The following is a 15072-nucleotide window of genomic DNA, read 5'->3' on the forward strand; positions in this document are numbered from 1 at the left end:
TCAGGCGGCCTGGTCCTGCTGCACCACCCAGGCTGCTGCGGCCTGGAGATCGGCGTGGTCGAAGGTGAAGCCCGCTCCGGTCAGCACCTCGGGCAGGGCCCGGGTGGAGGAGAGGATCTCCGAGGACATCTCGCCCAGGACGATCCGCAGCGCGAATCCCGGCGCGGGCACGATGGCCGGACGGTGCAGCTCGGCGGCCAGCGCCCGGGTGACCTGGAGCTGGGTCGCCGGGGCGGGCCCGACGAGGTTGACCGGGCCGGTGATCTCCGGGTGGTCGAGAAGGAAGAGCAGCGCCCGCACGTGGTCGTCCAGGGTGATCCACGGCCACCAGGCGTCGCCGCCGGCGAGCGGCCCACCGAGACCGAGGCGCACGAGCGGGAGCAACCGCCCCAGCGCGCCGCCGCCGGGCGCCAGGACGATGCCGGTCCGGATGTGCGCCACCGGCACCCCGGCCTGCTCGGCGGGCCCGGTAGCACCCTCCCAGTCCTGGCAGAGCTGCGACAGGAAGCCCTCACCAGGTCCGCTGGACTCGGTGAGCACCTCCTCGCCGCGGTCCCCGTAGTAGCCCACGGCCGAGCCGGACACGAGCCGGGGCGCGCCCGAGGCGCCGCCCTCACGATCCGCGAGCGCGGCGAGCGCGTCAGCGATCGTGCTGGTGCCGTCCAGCCGCGAGGAGACCAGCACCTTCTTGCGCTCGTCCGTCCACCGCTTGTCCCCGATGCCGGCACCCGCCAGGTGCACGACCCCGTGCACCCCGGCGAGCACCTCGGGGTCGAGCGCCGCCCCGGGGTCCCAGGTCTGCTCCCGGACCCCTGCGGGCAGCTGCTCGGAGGGGCGCGTGTCGCGGCGCACGAGGTGCACGACCTCGTCGCCGCGCTCGCGCACCGCCTCGCTGAGCGCCGACCCGATGAGCCCGCTGGCTCCGGTGATCGCGACGACGCGCGTGCTGCTGGATGCGGGATCGGTCATCGCCGGCTCCTCAGACCTCGAACTTCCCGTCCTCCAGGCGCTCCTTCATCGTCGCCAGGAAGCGCGCGGCGTCCGCGCCGTCCACGACCCGGTGGTCGTAGCTGATCGCGAGGTAGACCATGTCGCGGATCGCGATCGTCTCCATGCCGTCCTCGTCGACGATGACCACCGGACGCTTGACCACCGCGCCGGTGCCGAGGATGCCGACGTTGGGCTGGTTGATGATCGGGGTGTCGAAGAGCGCGCCGCGCGACCCGGTGTTGGTCAGGGTGAAGGTGCCGCCGGACAGCTCGTCCGGCGTGACCTTGTTGTCGCGGGTGCGCTCGGCCAGGTCGGCGATCTTGCGTGCCAGGCCCGCGATGTTGAGGTCACCGGCGTCCTTGATGACCGGCACGAGCAGGCCGCGCGGGGTGTCGACCGCGACGCGAGGTGCTCCGCCGCGTGGTAGACGATGGAGTCGTCCTCGACGCTGGCGTTGACGATCGGGTGCTCCTTGAGCGCCTCGATGGCGGCCATCGCGAAGAACGGCATGAACGAGAGCTTGGTGCCCTCCCGCTTGAGGAACTCGTCCTTGGCGCGCTTGCGCAGCCGGGAGATCTTCGTGACGTCGACCTCGATGACCGTGGTCAGCTGGGCGCTCGTCTGCAGCGACTCCACCATGCGGGCCGCGATGACCTTGCGCAGGCGCGACATCTTCTCGGTCGTGCCCCGCTTGGCCTCGCTCTCCGGGCTCGGGGACCCGCCCCCGGACGGGGCGGAGGTCTCCGGCGTGGCGGCCTTCTCCTCCTGTGCCGCCGGTGCCTCGGCAGGCTGCTCCTTCTTGGCCTGGGCGGCGTCGAGCACGTCCTGCTTGCGGATGCGGCCTCCCACACCGGTTCCGGTGAGCGAGCCCAGGTCGACGTCGTGCTGGGCGGCGAGCTTGCGCACCAGCGGCGTGACGTAGGCACTGACGTCCTGGCCCTGCGGCGTTGAGGCCGTGGACTGCTGACGCTGCTCCACGTCCCGCGTGCCGTCGCCGTCGGCGTCCTTGTGCGAGGTGGAACCGGCCTCGGCGGAGGTGGTGCCGACACCGACCGCCTCACCGCTGTCGTCGGCCTGCGAGGTCGAGCCCGAGGCCTCGGAGGCCTCCTGCGCGGCCTGCTCCTGCTTGTCCTGCTCCTCGGCGAGGTCACCGTCGGAGGAGTCGGAGTCGTCGGACGACGCGTCCCCGGAGGTCTCCTGCCGGGGCTGCTCGTCGTCCGCGGCCTGCTCCTGCTCGTCGGCGGAGGAGCTCGCCTGCTCGTCCGAGCCGCCCGAGGACTCGCCACCGATGACGGCGAGCTCGCCGCCGACCTCCACGGTCTCGTCCTCCCCGGCGAGGATCGAGGTCAGGACGCCGGCGACGGGGGAGGGGATCTCGGTGTCGACCTTGTCGGTGGAGACCTCCAGCAGCGGCTCGTCGACCTCGACGGAGTCGCCCTCGGACTTGAGCCAGCGGGTGACGGTGCCCTCGGTCACCGACTCGCCCAGCGCCGGCATGGTCACGGTCTCGCCCTCCGAGCCACCGCCGCCCCCGGAGGAGCCATCCGAGTCCCCGGACCCGGTGTCCTCGCTGCTCTTCTCCTTCGAGTCGCTCGCGTCCTGGCTCTCACCGGAGTCCCCGGACTCCTGCTCCTGCTCGTCGGACTCATCAGCGTCGCCGGAGTCCTCCTGCTGGGAGTCCTCCTCGTCGGCCTGCGCGTCCGAGCCGCCGGAGTCGCTGCTGTCGCCCCCGTCGCCGTCCCCGACGACGCACAGGTCGGCGCCGACCTCGACGGTCTCGTCCTCCTCGGCGAGGATCTCCTGCAGCGTGCCCGCGACGGGCGAGGGGATCTCGGTGTCGACCTTATCGGTAGAGACCTCGAGCAGCGGCTCGTCGACCTCGACGGAGTCGCCGACGCTCTTGAGCCAGCGGGTCACGGTCCCCTCGGTGACGGACTCACCGAGGGCGGGCATCGATACACGTTCCGACATGTCTGTTGACTCTCTCCTCGTCCGGGGTCTGCAGTCTACGGGTGATGCTGCCGTTGGGTCAGGCGTGGTGCCACCCTGGAAGGCCGTCCGTGGACCATCCTGCCACCTGCCCGGAATTCGGTGGCGGACGCTCCGATCGGCGTGCCAGGGTGGGCGCGTCATGTCCGGCGAGAGTGAGGAGGTGGCCCGATGAGCGACGATCCGGTCACGGACGACGTCAAGGCCAAGTTCCGCGAGGCACTGGCCAAGAAGCAGGCCCACGGCGGGACGGATGTCTCGGACCACTCCGAGCACGGCAAGGTCGCGCAGGAGCGTGACGCCAAGACCTCGGGTGCCCAGCAGATGTTCCGCCGCAAGAGCGGCTGACGTCGCCCGGCAGACGGACGCGAGGGGCACCACCCGCGACGGGTGGTGCCCCTCGTGCGTACTGCGGCCCGGTCAGCCGGCGTAGGACCGGGCGAGTGCCACCAGCGAGCGGACTCCGGCACCGGTCGCGCCCTTGGGGTAGTAGCCCCAGGCCGACTTCTCGTTGAACGCGGGACCGGCGATGTCGAGGTGCGCCCAGGGGATCTGGGTGGCGTCCTCGCCCTCGACCGCGCCTCGGGTGCCGACGAACTCCTGGAGGAAGGTCGCGGCGACCATGGCCCCGGCGGAGCGCTCCCCGGTGTGCTTCAGGTCCGCCACCGGGGTGTCGAGGGTGGGACGGATCTCCTCCGGCATCGGCAGCGCCCAGGCGGTGTCCCCGGCCTCGGTGCCCATCCGCACGATCGAGTCGCGCAGCTCGTCGTCGTTGCCCATGACGCCGATGGTCCGCTCGCCCAGCGCGACGATGCAGGCACCGGTCAGCGTGGCCACGTCGACGATGGCGTCCGGCTGCTGCTCGGTGGCCAGCGCCAGGCCGTCAGCCATGACCAGGCGCCCCTCGGCGTCGGTGTTGATGATCTCGACCGTGCGTCCGCCGCGCATCGTCACGACGTCGCCCGGGCGCTGGGCCAGGTCGCCGGTCATGTTCTCCGCCAGGCAGAGGTATGCCGTCACCTGGACCGGCAGGCCCAGCTCGGCGATGGCGAGGGTGGCGGCGGCGCACGCCGCGGCGCCGCCCATGTCCATCTTCATCGTCACCATCGAGGCGCCCGGCTTGAGGCACAGGCCGCCGGAGTCGAAGGTGATGCCCTTGCCCACGAGGGCCAGGTGCCGGGTGGCTCCCTCGGGGGTGTAGCGCAGGGTCACCAGGCGCGGACCGCGCGCCGAGCCCTGGCCCACCCCGATGATGCCGCCGCAGCCCTCCGCGGCGAGCTGCTCCGGGTCCCACACCTCGACCTCCACGCCGGCGGCCTGCGCCCGCTCCACGACGTCCGCGGCGAAGGTCTCGGGGTAGAGCAGGTTCGGCGGGGTGTTGACCAGGTCACGGGCGTAGGACACGGCAGCGACGACCGCCGACACCTCGGCCTGCGCGGTCGTGGCGTCCTCGCCGTCCAGGCCTCGCACGAGGACCGAGCCCAGCGGGTCCTTCCTCGATCCGGCCTTGCCCGCGCCGTGCTGCTCGACGTAGCTGTAGGCCCCCAGCGCGGCGCCCTCGGCGACCGCGACGGCCTGGTCGCGGTCCTGCTGCCCCAGGGCGAAGAGGGCCGAGCCGCGACCGGCGAGGGACCGTGCGGCGACGCCGGCGGCCCGCTTGAGCTGCTCGGTCCGCGGCGCGGGGCCGCTCCCGCCCACCCCGACGACCAGGATCAGCCCCGCTGCGACGCCGTCGACCCCGGCCAGCCGGGTGAGCTCGTCGGTCGTGCCCTCCGCGCCCAGCGTCGACAGGGCCGCGGAGAGCGCCTGCGCCGTGCTCTCGTCCAGCCCGTGCCCCTCGAGCAGGGCGAGCGCACCGTCGCGCTTGGTGGCCCCCAGGACGAGGGCGTCGACCTCGGCGGTGGCGAGCTCGACGGTCGTGAAGCTCACGGGCAGGCGGTCGCTCATGGATGTCGTCCTTGTCTGACGCGGTCACGAGGCCTCTCCGGTCCCGCGTCGCTCGCTCGGTGACCCGACGGTCGGGTCGGGCTGTCGACTCCGAGACTAGGGCACCGCACCGCCCACTAGGGTGAGCCCCATGAGCGATTCCACGACGACGACGTCCCCGCTGCACGACCGGCACCTCGCGCTCGGGGCCAAGATGGCCGACTTCGGCGGCTGGTCCATGCCGATCGAGTACCCCGGTGGTGGCGTCGTCGCCGAGCACACCGCCGTCCGGGAGCGGGTGGGCCTCTTCGACGTCTCCCACCTCGGCAACGCCTGGTCAAGGGGCCGGGCGCCAAGGACTTCCTCAACAGCTGCCTGACCAACGACCTGGACCGCATCGAGCCCGGCAAGGCGCAGTACACGATGTGCTGCTCCTCCGACGGGGGCGTCGTCGACGACATGATCGCCTACCTGCGCTCCGAGGACGAGGTCTTCCTCATCCCCAACGCCGCCAACACCGCCCGGGTGGTCGAGCTGCTCCAGGAGGCGGAGCAGCGCCCCGAGGACGTGAGCGTGGAGAACCAGCACCACGACTACGCCATCCTCGCGCTTCAGGGGCCGCGCGTCGACGAGGTCATGGACGAGCTCGGGCTGCCGACCGGCCACGACTACATGAGCTTCGTCGAGGCGCAGTGGCAGGGCGTGCCGGTCACCGTGTGCCGCACCGGCTACACCGGGGAGCGCGGCTACGAGCTGGTCTGCGCCAGCGCCGACGCGCCCGCGCTCTGGGACGCCCTCACCGCCGCGATGGAGCCGCTGGGCGGCCTGCCCTGCGGCCTGGGCGCGCGCGACACGCTGCGGACCGAGATGGGGTATGCCCTGCACGGCCACGAGCTCTCCGACGAGATCACCCCGGTCATGGGCCGCACCGGCTGGGCCGTCGGGTGGGGCAAGAAGGCCTTCTGGGGCCGGGAGGTCCTCACCGCGCAGCGGGAGGCCAAGGAGTGTCGGCTGGGAGGCGGGCTGGTCGTCACCGGCCGGGGCATCCCGCGAGCCGGGTGCCGGGTGCTCGACTCCTCCGGTCAGGAGGTGGGCGAGGTGACCTCCGGCACCTTCAGCCCGACCCGCAAGCAGGGGATCGCGCTCGCGCTCCTGGACCGGGGCACCGAGCAGGGCACCGAGCTCGTGGTCGAGGTCCGCGGTCGGGAGGTCCCGGTGGAGGTCAGCAAGCCGCCCTTCGTCGAGGGTGGCGCCGCGGGCTGAGTTCTCACCGCCCGTTGCTGGCACCGACCACCGGTTGCCTCATGGCCCTGGGGCCGGCGTGCCAGCTCGTTGTCGACGGTGGTGGCGTCGTCCGCAACCCCAGATCAGTGCGGCAACGGCTCCTGCGGGTCGTCCGAGCCCAGCGGTGGCTCGGCCCGACACAGCTCGCCCCAGTCGGCAGTGATCAGGTCTCGGGGGCCATCGACGATCAGGACGGCCCCGGCGTCTCGCAACTCCTGCACCCCGAACCCACCGGAGCGCACCACGACGCAGGGCGCACCCATCCGTGCTGCGGAGGCCACGTCATACGGTGTGTCACCGACGAGGACGGCGCGCTCACCTCCTGCCCGTCGCAGGGCGACCCCGAGGATGTCCGGCGCCGGCTTGGACTGTTCGGCGTCCTCAGAGGTGGTGACGGTGCTGAGCACCCCCTCGGGCAGGTCCAGCAGCTCGATGATGTGATCGGTGAACCGCTTCTTGCCCGAAGAAGCCAGGGCCACCCTCAGCCCGCGCTCGTGCAGCGACAGCACCAGCTCACTGGCCCCCTCCAGCAGCACGACCTCGCCGAGGATGCGGGAGTACTCCTGTTCCCAGGCGTTCCGCAGGTCGTCACCGATACGGGCTTCCACCTCGTCATCGGTCACCACAGCGACCAGCTTGTCCCCACCCATGCCGATCGCTCGGTGCGCCCGCCAGAGCGCAGGGGTGAGGCCGAAGCGGGCGAACGCCCGGGCCCAGGCCAGGGCGTGGTGGTAGGTGGAGTCGGCCAGGGTGCCGTCGACATCCAGCAGCACGGTGTCGCGTGTCGAAGTCATGCGTCCTGCCCCGGTGTGGTCGTCATGGGCGCGACACTATCGGTCGGACGACCCTCGGCAGGCGTCGGAGGACGCGTGATGACCAGGGCGAGCGAGCGCAGTGACGCGCAGCCGTCGACCGTGGAGCACGAGCTGGAGCCTCAGGTGCGGTCGTTGGTGGCTGCTGGAGAGCCGGTGCGGCTTCGCCTCAGCCGGCCGGGACCGGCCGCGCGCCCGACAGGTCGAGCACCCGGCCGGCGGTGACGACGTGCACCTGGGCGCAGGCCGCCGACAGGCGGGTGTTCGCCACCCCGAGCAGCTCGGCCAGGAGCAGCGTGTCCCGGTCGTCCGACGCGGTCGGCGCAGCGGGCTCGTTGCTCACCAGCACCACGTCGAAGGGCACGGCGCGTAGCGCGACCGCAGCCTCCTCCAGCATGGGCTCCATGTGCCGGGCGGCGGCACGAGGGTCGGCCCACAGGCCCTCGGCCTCGACGACCGACCAGAGCCAATCAGGGACGCTGCTCAGCAGGACCGGCCGCCGGGAGGCGAGCAGGGCCATGGCCAGGCTGGTCACCGGCACCTCGGTCCAGCCCTCCGGCCGCTCGCCGGGCACCTGGCCCAGCCGCTCACGGAAGTCGGCGATCCCGGCGGGGACCGGCGGGCTGGCAGTGACCAGGCAGGTCACCGCGTCGTGACCGCGCAGGAGGGAGGTGGCATGGCGGGCGACGCCGCTACCGTCGCTGCCGAGGACCAGGGTGGACGTCATCGTGGCCGGCGCTCCTCGGGCTCGGGGCTGGGGAACTGTCGCCGGTCAGCATACAAAGCGTCGCGACGGGTGCCGGCGCCCTCAGCGGCGACCCAGGATGCCGCCCGGCACGTCGCCGAGGATGCCGCCGGAGGACCCCGAGGAGCCGGTGCCGGTCGCGCTGCCCAGGGCGGAGCCGAGGACGTCCTGCAGCACGGAGGTCAGGTCGGTGGACCGCTGCTCCGTCGGGTCCTCGGTGGTGGCGCGTCCCTGCCCGAGCGGGCCGTTCGGCTGCCCGGGCGTCGACTGCCCCGGGGTCGCCGTGGATCCGCCGACCACCTGCTTGGCCAGCCAGGAGAGCACGATGGGCGCCAGGATCGGGAGCAGCTTGCGGACGAGGGACGAGGTCTGCGACCCCGACATCGCCCCGAGCCGGTTGACGACGCCGTCGGTGTTGCCGCCGAAGACGTGACCGACGATCTTCTCCTCGTCCTGCACGTCGATCTGGTCCAGCGCTGCCCCGTCGGCGAGGCCGTTCTGGTGCGACCGAGGGCCGACAGCAACGACCGGGCGCCGTCGGTTCGCTCGGCGGAGCCGGTGCGGGTCCGACCCTAGGGCACCGGTGGCCGGTCCGCCCTGGTGAAGCACGGAAGCCACGGCGCCACGGTGCGTCCCAGGTGCGCGGGTCAGCGCCGGCGCAGCTCCTCGCCACGTGCCACGGCGGGGCGCGGGATCCGGCTGCGCCGCATCTGGAAGGCCCGGAGCACGACATACCACGCCGAGCCACGGCCCGGCTCCTGCCCGAAGGTCGCGGTGAAGCGCTTCTTGGTGCGGCGCCACAGCAGCCACACGTCGATGACGCCGCCCAGCATGAGGGTGTAGGCCACGAGGAAGGTGCCGCCGCGGGCCCACTCGAAGGGCAGCAGCGAGACCGCGAGCACGAGGATCATCGCGGGCAGCAGGATCTCGCCGACGTTCCACCGCACGTCCACGGCGTCGCGCAGGAAGCGGCGCTCGGGTCCCTTGTCCCGGGCGGGGAGGTACTTCTCCTCACCGCTGAGCATGGCCTCGCGCATCCGGGCCCGCTCGGTGCGGACCTTCGCCTTCTGCTCGGCGCTCATGGTCTTCTTGTCCACCACCAGCGGCCGGCGGTTGGCGCGCTCGGCGTCCCGACGCTTCGGGGTGGGCCGGCCCTTGCCCGCGGGGCGCGCGGGGTCGACCGTCGCCTGGGCCTGCTGCTGGGCCGCCTCGAGGTTGGTCTCGGTCAGCTCGCTCGACCTCTTCCCGAACATCACCCCCCGAGTGTAGGTGAGCCCGAGGGGTGCTGCTGCGGGCCCGCGGCGCCAGGACACGCGGATAGCCTGGGGTTCATGGAGCACCTCGCCGCCGACGCCGACGCCGACCGCACCGCCGATCTCACCGCCCGGGTCCGGGACCTCATGCCGGGGGTGCGCTCGGACCTCGAGGCCCTGACCCGCATACCGTCGGTGTCCCTGGACTCCTTCGACCAGCGGCACGTGGACGACAGCGCCCAGGCCACCGCGGACCTGCTCCGTGCCGAGGGCCTGGACGTCCGGATCGTGCGCGAGGGCGGGCGACCGGCGGTCATCGGTCACCGTGACGGCCCGCCCGGGTCGCCCACGGTCCTGCTCTACGCCCACCACGACGTCCAGCCGCCCGGTGCGCAGGAGGACTGGGACACCCCGGTCTTCGAGCCGACCCAGGTGGGCGAGCGCCTGTATGCCCGTGGCGTCGCGGACGACAAGGCGGGCATCATGGCGCACGTCGCGGCGCTGCGCGCCCACGGCGGTCGGCCGCCGGTGGGGGTGACGGTCTTCGTCGAGGGTGAGGAGGAGGTGGGCTCGGACTCGCTGCCGACGATCCTGCAGCAGCACGGCGAGTCGCTGCGGTGCGACGCCATCGTGCTCGCCGACTCGCACAACTGGAAGATCGGGGTCCCCGCCCTGACGACCACGTTGCGGGGGATGGTCCGCGTCGTCGTGGAGGTGCGGGCGCTGGAGCACGGGCTGCACAGCGGCCTCTACGGTGGCGTCGTGCCCGACGGGCTGACCGCGCTCTGCCGCCTGCTCGCGACGCTGCACGACGAGGCGGGCGACGTGGCCGTCCCCGGTCTGCGCACCTCCGAGGCGGCCGACCTCGACTTCACCGAGGAGGACCTGCGCGCGGACGCCGGGCTGCCCGAGGGCGTCCGGCCGATCGGCACCGGCTCGCTGCTCTCCCGGATGTGGACCCGGCCCTCCCTCACCGTGATCGGGATCGACGCCCCCTCGGTGGACACCGCGGCCAACCTGCTCACCCCGGTCGGCCGGGCCAAGCTGTCCATGCGGCTGCACCCGGAGGAGGACCCGGCGACCGCCGCCGAGGCCCTGCGGACCCACCTGCTGGAGCACGCGCCCTGGGGCTGCCGGGTCGACGTCGAGGTCGTCGACGACGGGGTCGGCTTCGCCGCGGACGCGCGCGGACCGGTCTACGACGTGGCGCGGTCGGCCTTCCGGGACGCCTGGGACGGGGTGGACGCGGTCGACATCGGCGTCGGCGGGTCGATCCCGTTCGTCGCGGCCTTCGCCGAGCGCTTCCCGGACGCGGCGATCCTCGTCACCGGGGTGGAGGACCCGGACACCCGGGCGCACGCCGCCAACGAGAGCCTGCACCTCGGTGAGTTCGAGCGGGTCTGCGTGGCCGAGGCGCTCCTGCTGGAACGTCTGGCCGCGACGGGGCATGATGGGGACCATGATGAGTGACGGTTCAACTAACGGCGGCGCCGAGTCCGGTGGCGGCAGCTACGTCAACCCGGACGGTGGGTTCGAGCGCAAGACCCGCTACATCCCGGACCGGATCACCCGGGACGGGCGCGACGGCTTCCCGGTGGAGCCGGGACGCTACCGGCTGATCACCTCGCGGGCCTGCCCCTGGGCGCACCGGATGATCCTCACCAGGCACCTGCTGGGGCTGCAGGACGTGATCGGTATGGGCGTGGCCGGCCCGGTGCACGACGCCGACTCCTGGACCTTCGACCTGGACCCGGGCGGGGTGGACCCGGTCCTGGGCATACCTCGGCTGAAGGACGCCTACGACGCGCGGCCCGAGGGCTACCCGGAGTCCGGCATCACCGTCCCGGCCTTCGTCGACACGACCTCGGGCAGGGTCGTGACCAACGACTTCCACCAGATGGTCAAGGACCTCGTCACCGAGTGGGGCGACCACCACCGGCCGGGCGCCCCCGACCTGTGGCCCGAGCACCTGCGGGACCAGATCGAGGAGGTCTCCGACCTCGTCTACACCGACGTCAACAACGGCGTCTACCAGTGTGGTTTCGCCGGCAGCCAGGAGGCCTACGAGGAGGCATACCAGCGGCTCTTCTCCCGCCTCGACTGGCTCTCGGACCGGCTGGAGCACCAGCGCTACCTCGTGGGTGACCAGCTCACCCTGGCCGACGTCCGGCTCTGGCCGACGCTCGTGCGCTTCGACGCGGCGTACCACGGCCACTTCAAGTGCAACCGGCACAAGCTCACCGAGATGCCGGTGCTGTGGGCCTACGCCCGCGACCTGTGGCAGACGTGGGACTTCGGCGCCACGACCGACTTCGAGCAGGTCAAGGCGCACTACTACGCCACGCACCGCGACATCAACCCCACCGGGGTCGTGCCGCTGGGCCCGGACACCAGCGGGTGGACCACGCCGCACGGTCGCGAGGAGCTCGGCTGAACCACCCCGCTACGATCGGCGCTCGTGACTGATCAGACCCAGCAGCCCGACGACCCCTCAGGCAGCACGGGCGCGACCTCGCCGACTCGACCTCCGACGCCTCGCTGCAGCGCAGCGTCGTGCGCTCCGCGCAGATCGCCGAGGACCTCGACGTCCACCCCGGCCGCTACCGGATGCTCACCGGTGACCGTCCGACCGGGCACCTGCACCTAGGGCACTACTTCGGCAGCCTGCGCAACCGGGTGGCGCTGCAGGACAAGGGCGTCGACACCTGGGTCCTCATCGCCGACTACCAGGTCATCACCGACCGCGACACCGTCGACTCGATCCAGGAGCGGGTCTACTCGCTGCTCACCGACTACCTCTCGGTGGGCATCGACCCGGCCCGCACGACGATCTTCGCGCACTCCCAGGTGCCGGCGCTGAACCAGCTCATGCTGCCCTTCCTGTCGCTGGTCACCGATGCCGAGCTGCGACGCAATCCCACGGTCAAGGCGGAGCAGGAGGCCACTGGCGGTCGGCCGATGACCGGGCTCATGCTGACCTACCCGGTCCACCAGGCCGCCGACATCCTCTTCTGCAAGGCCAACGTCGTCCCGGTCGGCAAGGACCAGCTGCCGCACCTGGAGCAGACCCGGGTCGTGGCGCGCCGCTTCGACGAGCGCTACGGCCGGGCGGGCGACGGCAGCGCGCCGGTCTTCCCTGCACCGGACGCACTGCTCTCGGAGGTGCCGAACCTGCTCGGCACCGACGGGCAGAAGATGAGCAAGTCGCGCGGCAACGTCATCGAGCTGCGGATGAGCGCCGACGAGACGGCCCGGGCGATCAAGAAGGCGGTCACCGACGCCGACCGTCGCATCACCTACGACCCCGACGGTCGCCCCGAGGTCTCCACCCTGCTGCTGCTGGCCTCGCTCACCACGGGCCGCGACCCGCGTGCGGTGGCCGAGGAGATCGGCGACGGCGGTTCGGGGACGCTCAAGAAGCTCGTGACCGAGGCGGTCAACGAGCACCTCGCGCCGGTCCGCGCCCGTCGCGCGGAGCTGGAGGCAGACCCGGCCGAGCTGCGGCGCGTCCTCGCGCGGGGCAACGCGCACGCCGACGAGGTCGCCGAGGCGACCCTCGCCGAGGTGCGCGAGGCCATGCACATGGTCTACGCCTGACGTCCCCCGCCGGTATGCCCGCACCTCGCGTCCTCGTCGTCGCCGACCGGTCCGCCGGCCGGCTGGCCCCGGGCGACGCCGAGCAGGTCGCCCAGGGGTGGGCCCGGTCGGCCCCGCACGCCGACGTCGAGGCGCACGCCTCGCACGACGGCGGCGCCGGCTTCGCCACGCTCGTCGCCGAGCGGTCCGCGGCGCTCGGCCTTGCCGTCACCAGCCACCCCGTGCTCGTCGCCGACCCCACCGGCGCCGAGGTGCCCGCGGACATCGCCGTGGTCGAGCGTCCGGACGGGGCGACGGCATACCTCGACACCGCGCAGGTGGCCGGGCGCCACCTGGTCGCCGCTGACGACCTGGCCGACCCGGCCGGGCTGGGCAGCGAGGGTCTCGGGGCGCTCCTGACCTGCGCGCGCGACCTCGGGGTGTCGCGGGTCGTCGTCGGTGTCGGAGACCTGGCCTGCCACGACGGCGGCGCCGGGCTGCTGCGCCGGCTCGGCGCGGGGCAGCGGCTCGAGGACCTCCCTGCGCTGCGCGACACCTGGTCGCGGACCCGGCTGGTGCTCGCCACGACGACGGAGGCCTCGCTCCTGGGCTTCCACGGCGCCAGCGCCTCCCTCGGGGAGCACGGGGTGCGCCCGGAGGTGACGCAGCAGCTGGAGACCGAGCTCGGCGGGCTGAGCGACCGGGTCAACGCGGTGCTCCCGCCGCAGCGCGACCTGCTCACCGGGCTGCCGCGCCGACCCGAGCGGGCCGCCGGGGCAGGGGCCGGTGGGGGCGTGGGCTACGCGCTGCAGCTGCTCGGCGCGCGGACCGACACCGGGGCCCGGCTGCTCCTGGACGAGCTGGACGTGCGCGACCGCCTCGCTGGTGCGCTGGTCGTGCTCGTCACCGACGCCTACGACTACACGACGGTCCACGACGGCGTGGTCGCCGACACCGCACGGGCGGCGCTCGAGGTCGCCGCCCCGACGGTCGTCCTGGCGCGGGAGGTCTCCGTCGGGCGCCGTGAGGGGATGTCGCTGGGGGTCAGCGGCTCCTACGCCCCGCGCGGCGACGAGGGCGCAGATCTCGCGGCGCTCGCGACGCGGGTCGCCCGCACCTGGACCCCGCCCGCCCGGGCGTGACGTACGCTGGTCGGGACGGGAACAGGACCGGCCACCACCGGCGTTCCCCCTGCACCACTTCCCCTCACGAGAGGACCCGCGGCCCATGACCGACACCCAGACCACGCAGACGCACGGCGTCACCCTGACCGACCTCGCCGCCGGCAAGGTCAAGAGCCTGCTGGAGCAGGAGGGCCGCGACGACCTGCGGCTACGCATCGGCGTCCAGCCGGGTGGCTGCTCGGGCCTGATCTACCAGCTGTACTTCGACGAGCGCACCCTTGACGGCGACCTCGTCGCCGCGTTCGACGGGGTCGAGGTCGTGGTGGACCGGATGAGCGCCCCCTACCTCGACGGCGCGTCCATCGACTTCGCCGACACCATCGAGAAGCAGGGCTTCACGATCGACAACCCCAACGCGGGCAGCTCCTGCGCGTGCGGGGACAGCTTCAGCTGAGCCCGAGAAACGCGAGCGTAGCGAGCCTGTTTCTCGGAACATAAAGAGTGGGCGAGCGAAGCGAGCACCGCGCAGTTGCCATCGCCGCGGGCGCGACGGCGCCGCCGCAGTTGCCGACGGCGCCGCCGCGGGCGACGGCGCGGACGCCGCGGTCGCCGTAGGCGGTGACGCCGGAGGCGCGAGCGGACCGGTGGAGCCCGAGCCGACCGTCTGGGACCTCTCGACGGCGGGGGCGGTGCCGGGTGAAGACCTCGTCGCATCGGTGCCGACCTCGAGCCGGGGACCATCCTCGCCGCCTACCGGGCCGGGGTCTTCCCGATGGGGCTGGGGGAGGGGGGCGCCGACCCGGTCGGGTGGTGGTCGCCGGACCCGCGCGGGGTGCTGCTCCCCGGCGACCTCCACCTCAGCCGCTCCGCCCGGCGCTCCCGCCGGTCCTGGGCCGTGACCGTCGACCAGGCCTTCGAGGACGTCGTCGCCGGCTGTGCGGACCCCTCGAGGGACGGGGGCTGGATCACCGGACAGATCGCGCGGGCCTACGGCCGGCTGCACGACCTCGGGTGGGCCCACTCCGTCGAGGTGTGGGACGAGGGACGGCTCGTGGGCGGGGTCTACGGGCTGGCGATCGGGCGGCTGTTCGCGGGGGAGTCGATGTTCCACCGGGCGCCGACGCCTCCAAGGCAGCGCTGGCCGGCCTGGTCGACGTGCTCGCCGAGGACGGTGAGCCCTGGGTGCTGGACACGCAGTGGCAGACGCCGCACCTGGCTTCCCTGGGGGTCGTCACCGTCCACCGACCCGACTACCTCCGCCTCGTGCGGGAGGCCTCAGCCCGGGAGTTGCCGCGGCGGTGGCGCGGCACACCCCCCTGCGGCGAGGACGGCAGGCAGGCGTGAGGGTAGAGTGGGGTCTGTGATGCTCGACG

General features: G+C 73.0%; 13 protein-coding genes and 3 pseudogenes. 8 read left to right on the forward strand and 8 right to left on the reverse strand.

The features are described from left to right. The 3 genes and pseudogenes from BJF80_RS17100 to BJF80_RS17105 all read right to left on the reverse strand — a co-directional run bounded on the left by BJF80_RS17100 (window position 1) and on the right by BJF80_RS17105 (window position 2961). Window positions 1-969: a TIGR01777 family oxidoreductase gene (locus BJF80_RS17100; protein WP_075815488.1), complete on the reverse strand. Its 969-nt coding sequence runs from the start codon at window positions 967-969 to the stop codon at window positions 1-3. A gap of 10 nt (window positions 970-979) precedes the next feature. Next, window positions 980-1333: pseudogene (locus BJF80_RS21720) on the reverse strand (2-oxo acid dehydrogenase subunit E2); the annotation flags it as partial. Further along, on the reverse strand, window positions 1234-2961 hold the full coding sequence (locus BJF80_RS17105) for a biotin/lipoyl-containing protein (protein ID WP_414899306.1): 1728 nt from the start codon (window positions 2959-2961) through the stop codon (window positions 1234-1236). The pseudogene BJF80_RS21720 and the gene BJF80_RS17105, both read right to left, overlap by 100 nt. A 189-nt stretch (window positions 2962-3150) precedes the next feature. Here BJF80_RS17105 and BJF80_RS18985 point away from each other — a divergent pair, with 189 nt between their 5' ends. Continuing rightward, window positions 3151-3327 (forward strand): DUF5302 domain-containing protein, encoded by a 177-nt coding sequence (locus BJF80_RS18985; RefSeq protein ID WP_022924794.1) that lies wholly within the window; start codon window positions 3151-3153, stop codon window positions 3325-3327. A gap of 72 nt (window positions 3328-3399) precedes the next feature. Here the strand turns inward: BJF80_RS18985 and BJF80_RS17110 are convergent, their stop codons facing one another. Further along, the gene (locus BJF80_RS17110; RefSeq protein ID WP_075815490.1) at window positions 3400-4926 is read right to left on the reverse strand and encodes a leucyl aminopeptidase; all 1527 of its coding nucleotides are present in this window, start codon (window positions 4924-4926) and stop codon (window positions 3400-3402) included. 130 nt (window positions 4927-5056) lie between these two features. On the opposite strand from BJF80_RS17110, the pseudogene gcvT reads away from it, so the two are divergent. Next, window positions 5057-6168 (forward strand): annotated as a pseudogene (gene gcvT, locus BJF80_RS17115) (glycine cleavage system aminomethyltransferase GcvT). Between the two features lie 104 nt (window positions 6169-6272). Here the strand turns inward: gcvT and BJF80_RS17120 are convergent. The 4 genes from BJF80_RS17120 to BJF80_RS17135 all read right to left on the reverse strand — a co-directional run bounded on the left by BJF80_RS17120 (window position 6273) and on the right by BJF80_RS17135 (window position 8999). Continuing rightward, the gene (locus BJF80_RS17120) at window positions 6273-6983 is read right to left on the reverse strand and encodes an HAD family hydrolase (RefSeq protein ID WP_075815492.1); all 711 of its coding nucleotides are present in this window, start codon (window positions 6981-6983) and stop codon (window positions 6273-6275) included. 187 nt (window positions 6984-7170) lie between these two features. Then, window positions 7171-7728, reverse strand: coding sequence for a bifunctional adenosylcobinamide kinase/adenosylcobinamide-phosphate guanylyltransferase (locus tag BJF80_RS17125; protein WP_022924790.1), 558 nt, complete (start codon window positions 7726-7728; stop codon window positions 7171-7173). Window positions 7729-7809: 81 nt separating this feature from the next. Next, complete coding sequence (locus tag BJF80_RS17130; RefSeq protein WP_158068560.1) at window positions 7810-8364, reverse strand: DUF937 domain-containing protein; 555 nt, start codon at window positions 8362-8364, stop codon at window positions 7810-7812. Between the two features lie 29 nt (window positions 8365-8393). Continuing rightward, entirely contained in the window at window positions 8394-8999 is a 606-nt protein-coding gene (locus BJF80_RS17135) for a DUF3043 domain-containing protein (RefSeq protein WP_075815496.1), read from the reverse strand. A gap of 78 nt (window positions 9000-9077) precedes the next feature. On the opposite strand from BJF80_RS17135, the gene BJF80_RS17140 reads away from it, so the two are divergent. The 6 genes and pseudogenes from BJF80_RS17140 (at window position 9078) to aat (ending at window position 15043) form a co-directional block, all read left to right on the forward strand. Next, window positions 9078-10469 (forward strand): dipeptidase, encoded by a 1392-nt coding sequence (locus BJF80_RS17140; RefSeq protein WP_075815498.1) that lies wholly within the window; start codon window positions 9078-9080, stop codon window positions 10467-10469. Beyond that, window positions 10459-11433 carry a glutathione S-transferase family protein gene (locus tag BJF80_RS17145; RefSeq protein WP_143553834.1) on the forward strand — a complete coding sequence of 325 codons (975 nt, stop codon included), beginning with the start codon at window positions 10459-10461 and terminating at the stop codon, window positions 11431-11433. Before BJF80_RS17140 ends, BJF80_RS17145 begins: the two co-directional genes overlap by 11 nt. A 104-nt stretch (window positions 11434-11537) precedes the next feature. Further along, window positions 11538-12596, forward strand: a complete 1059-nt coding sequence (gene trpS, locus BJF80_RS17150; protein ID WP_075815502.1) for a tryptophan--tRNA ligase — start codon at window positions 11538-11540, stop codon at window positions 12594-12596. A 14-nt stretch (window positions 12597-12610) separates the two neighbouring features. After that, window positions 12611-13717, forward strand: coding sequence for a glycerate kinase (locus BJF80_RS17155; protein WP_083653062.1), 1107 nt, complete (start codon window positions 12611-12613; stop codon window positions 13715-13717). 85 nt (window positions 13718-13802) lie between these two features. Continuing rightward, window positions 13803-14153, forward strand: coding sequence for an iron-sulfur cluster insertion protein ErpA (gene erpA, locus BJF80_RS17160; RefSeq protein ID WP_022924783.1), 351 nt, complete (start codon window positions 13803-13805; stop codon window positions 14151-14153). A gap of 285 nt (window positions 14154-14438) precedes the next feature. Continuing rightward, window positions 14439-15043: pseudogene (gene aat, locus BJF80_RS17165) on the forward strand (leucyl/phenylalanyl-tRNA--protein transferase). Window positions 15044-15072 lie beyond the last annotated feature (29 nt).

The organism is Serinicoccus sp. CUA-874 (assembly GCF_001942225.1).
In the GTDB taxonomy this organism is placed as follows: Bacteria; Actinomycetota; Actinomycetes; order Actinomycetales; family Dermatophilaceae; genus Ornithinicoccus; species Ornithinicoccus marinus.

Excerpts from the sequence above, each read along its gene's own strand:
- BJF80_RS17120 (WP_075815492.1), bottom strand. The coding sequence starts at position 6,983 with ATGACTTCGACACGCGACACCGTGCTGCTGGATGTCGACGGCACCCTG.
- BJF80_RS18985 (WP_022924794.1), top strand. The coding sequence starts at position 3,151 with ATGAGCGACGATCCGGTCACGGACGACGTCAAGGCCAAGTTCCGCGAG.
- BJF80_RS17135 (WP_075815496.1), bottom strand. The coding sequence starts at position 8,999 with ATGTTCGGGAAGAGGTCGAGCGAGCTGACCGAGACCAACCTCGAGGCG.
- BJF80_RS17110 (WP_075815490.1), bottom strand. The coding sequence starts at position 4,926 with ATGAGCGACCGCCTGCCCGTGAGCTTCACGACCGTCGAGCTCGCCACC.
- BJF80_RS17105 (WP_414899306.1), bottom strand. The coding sequence starts at position 2,961 with ATGTCGGAACGTGTATCGATGCCCGCCCTCGGTGAGTCCGTCACCGAG.
- BJF80_RS17140 (WP_075815498.1), top strand. The coding sequence starts at position 9,078 with ATGGAGCACCTCGCCGCCGACGCCGACGCCGACCGCACCGCCGATCTC.
- BJF80_RS17100 (WP_075815488.1), bottom strand. The coding sequence starts at position 969 with ATGACCGATCCCGCATCCAGCAGCACGCGCGTCGTCGCGATCACCGGA.
- BJF80_RS17155 (WP_083653062.1), top strand. The coding sequence starts at position 12,611 with ATGCCCGCACCTCGCGTCCTCGTCGTCGCCGACCGGTCCGCCGGCCGG.
- erpA (WP_022924783.1), top strand. The coding sequence starts at position 13,803 with ATGACCGACACCCAGACCACGCAGACGCACGGCGTCACCCTGACCGAC.
- BJF80_RS17145 (WP_143553834.1), top strand. The coding sequence starts at position 10,459 with ATGATGAGTGACGGTTCAACTAACGGCGGCGCCGAGTCCGGTGGCGGC.
- BJF80_RS17125 (WP_022924790.1), bottom strand. The coding sequence starts at position 7,728 with ATGACGTCCACCCTGGTCCTCGGCAGCGACGGTAGCGGCGTCGCCCGC.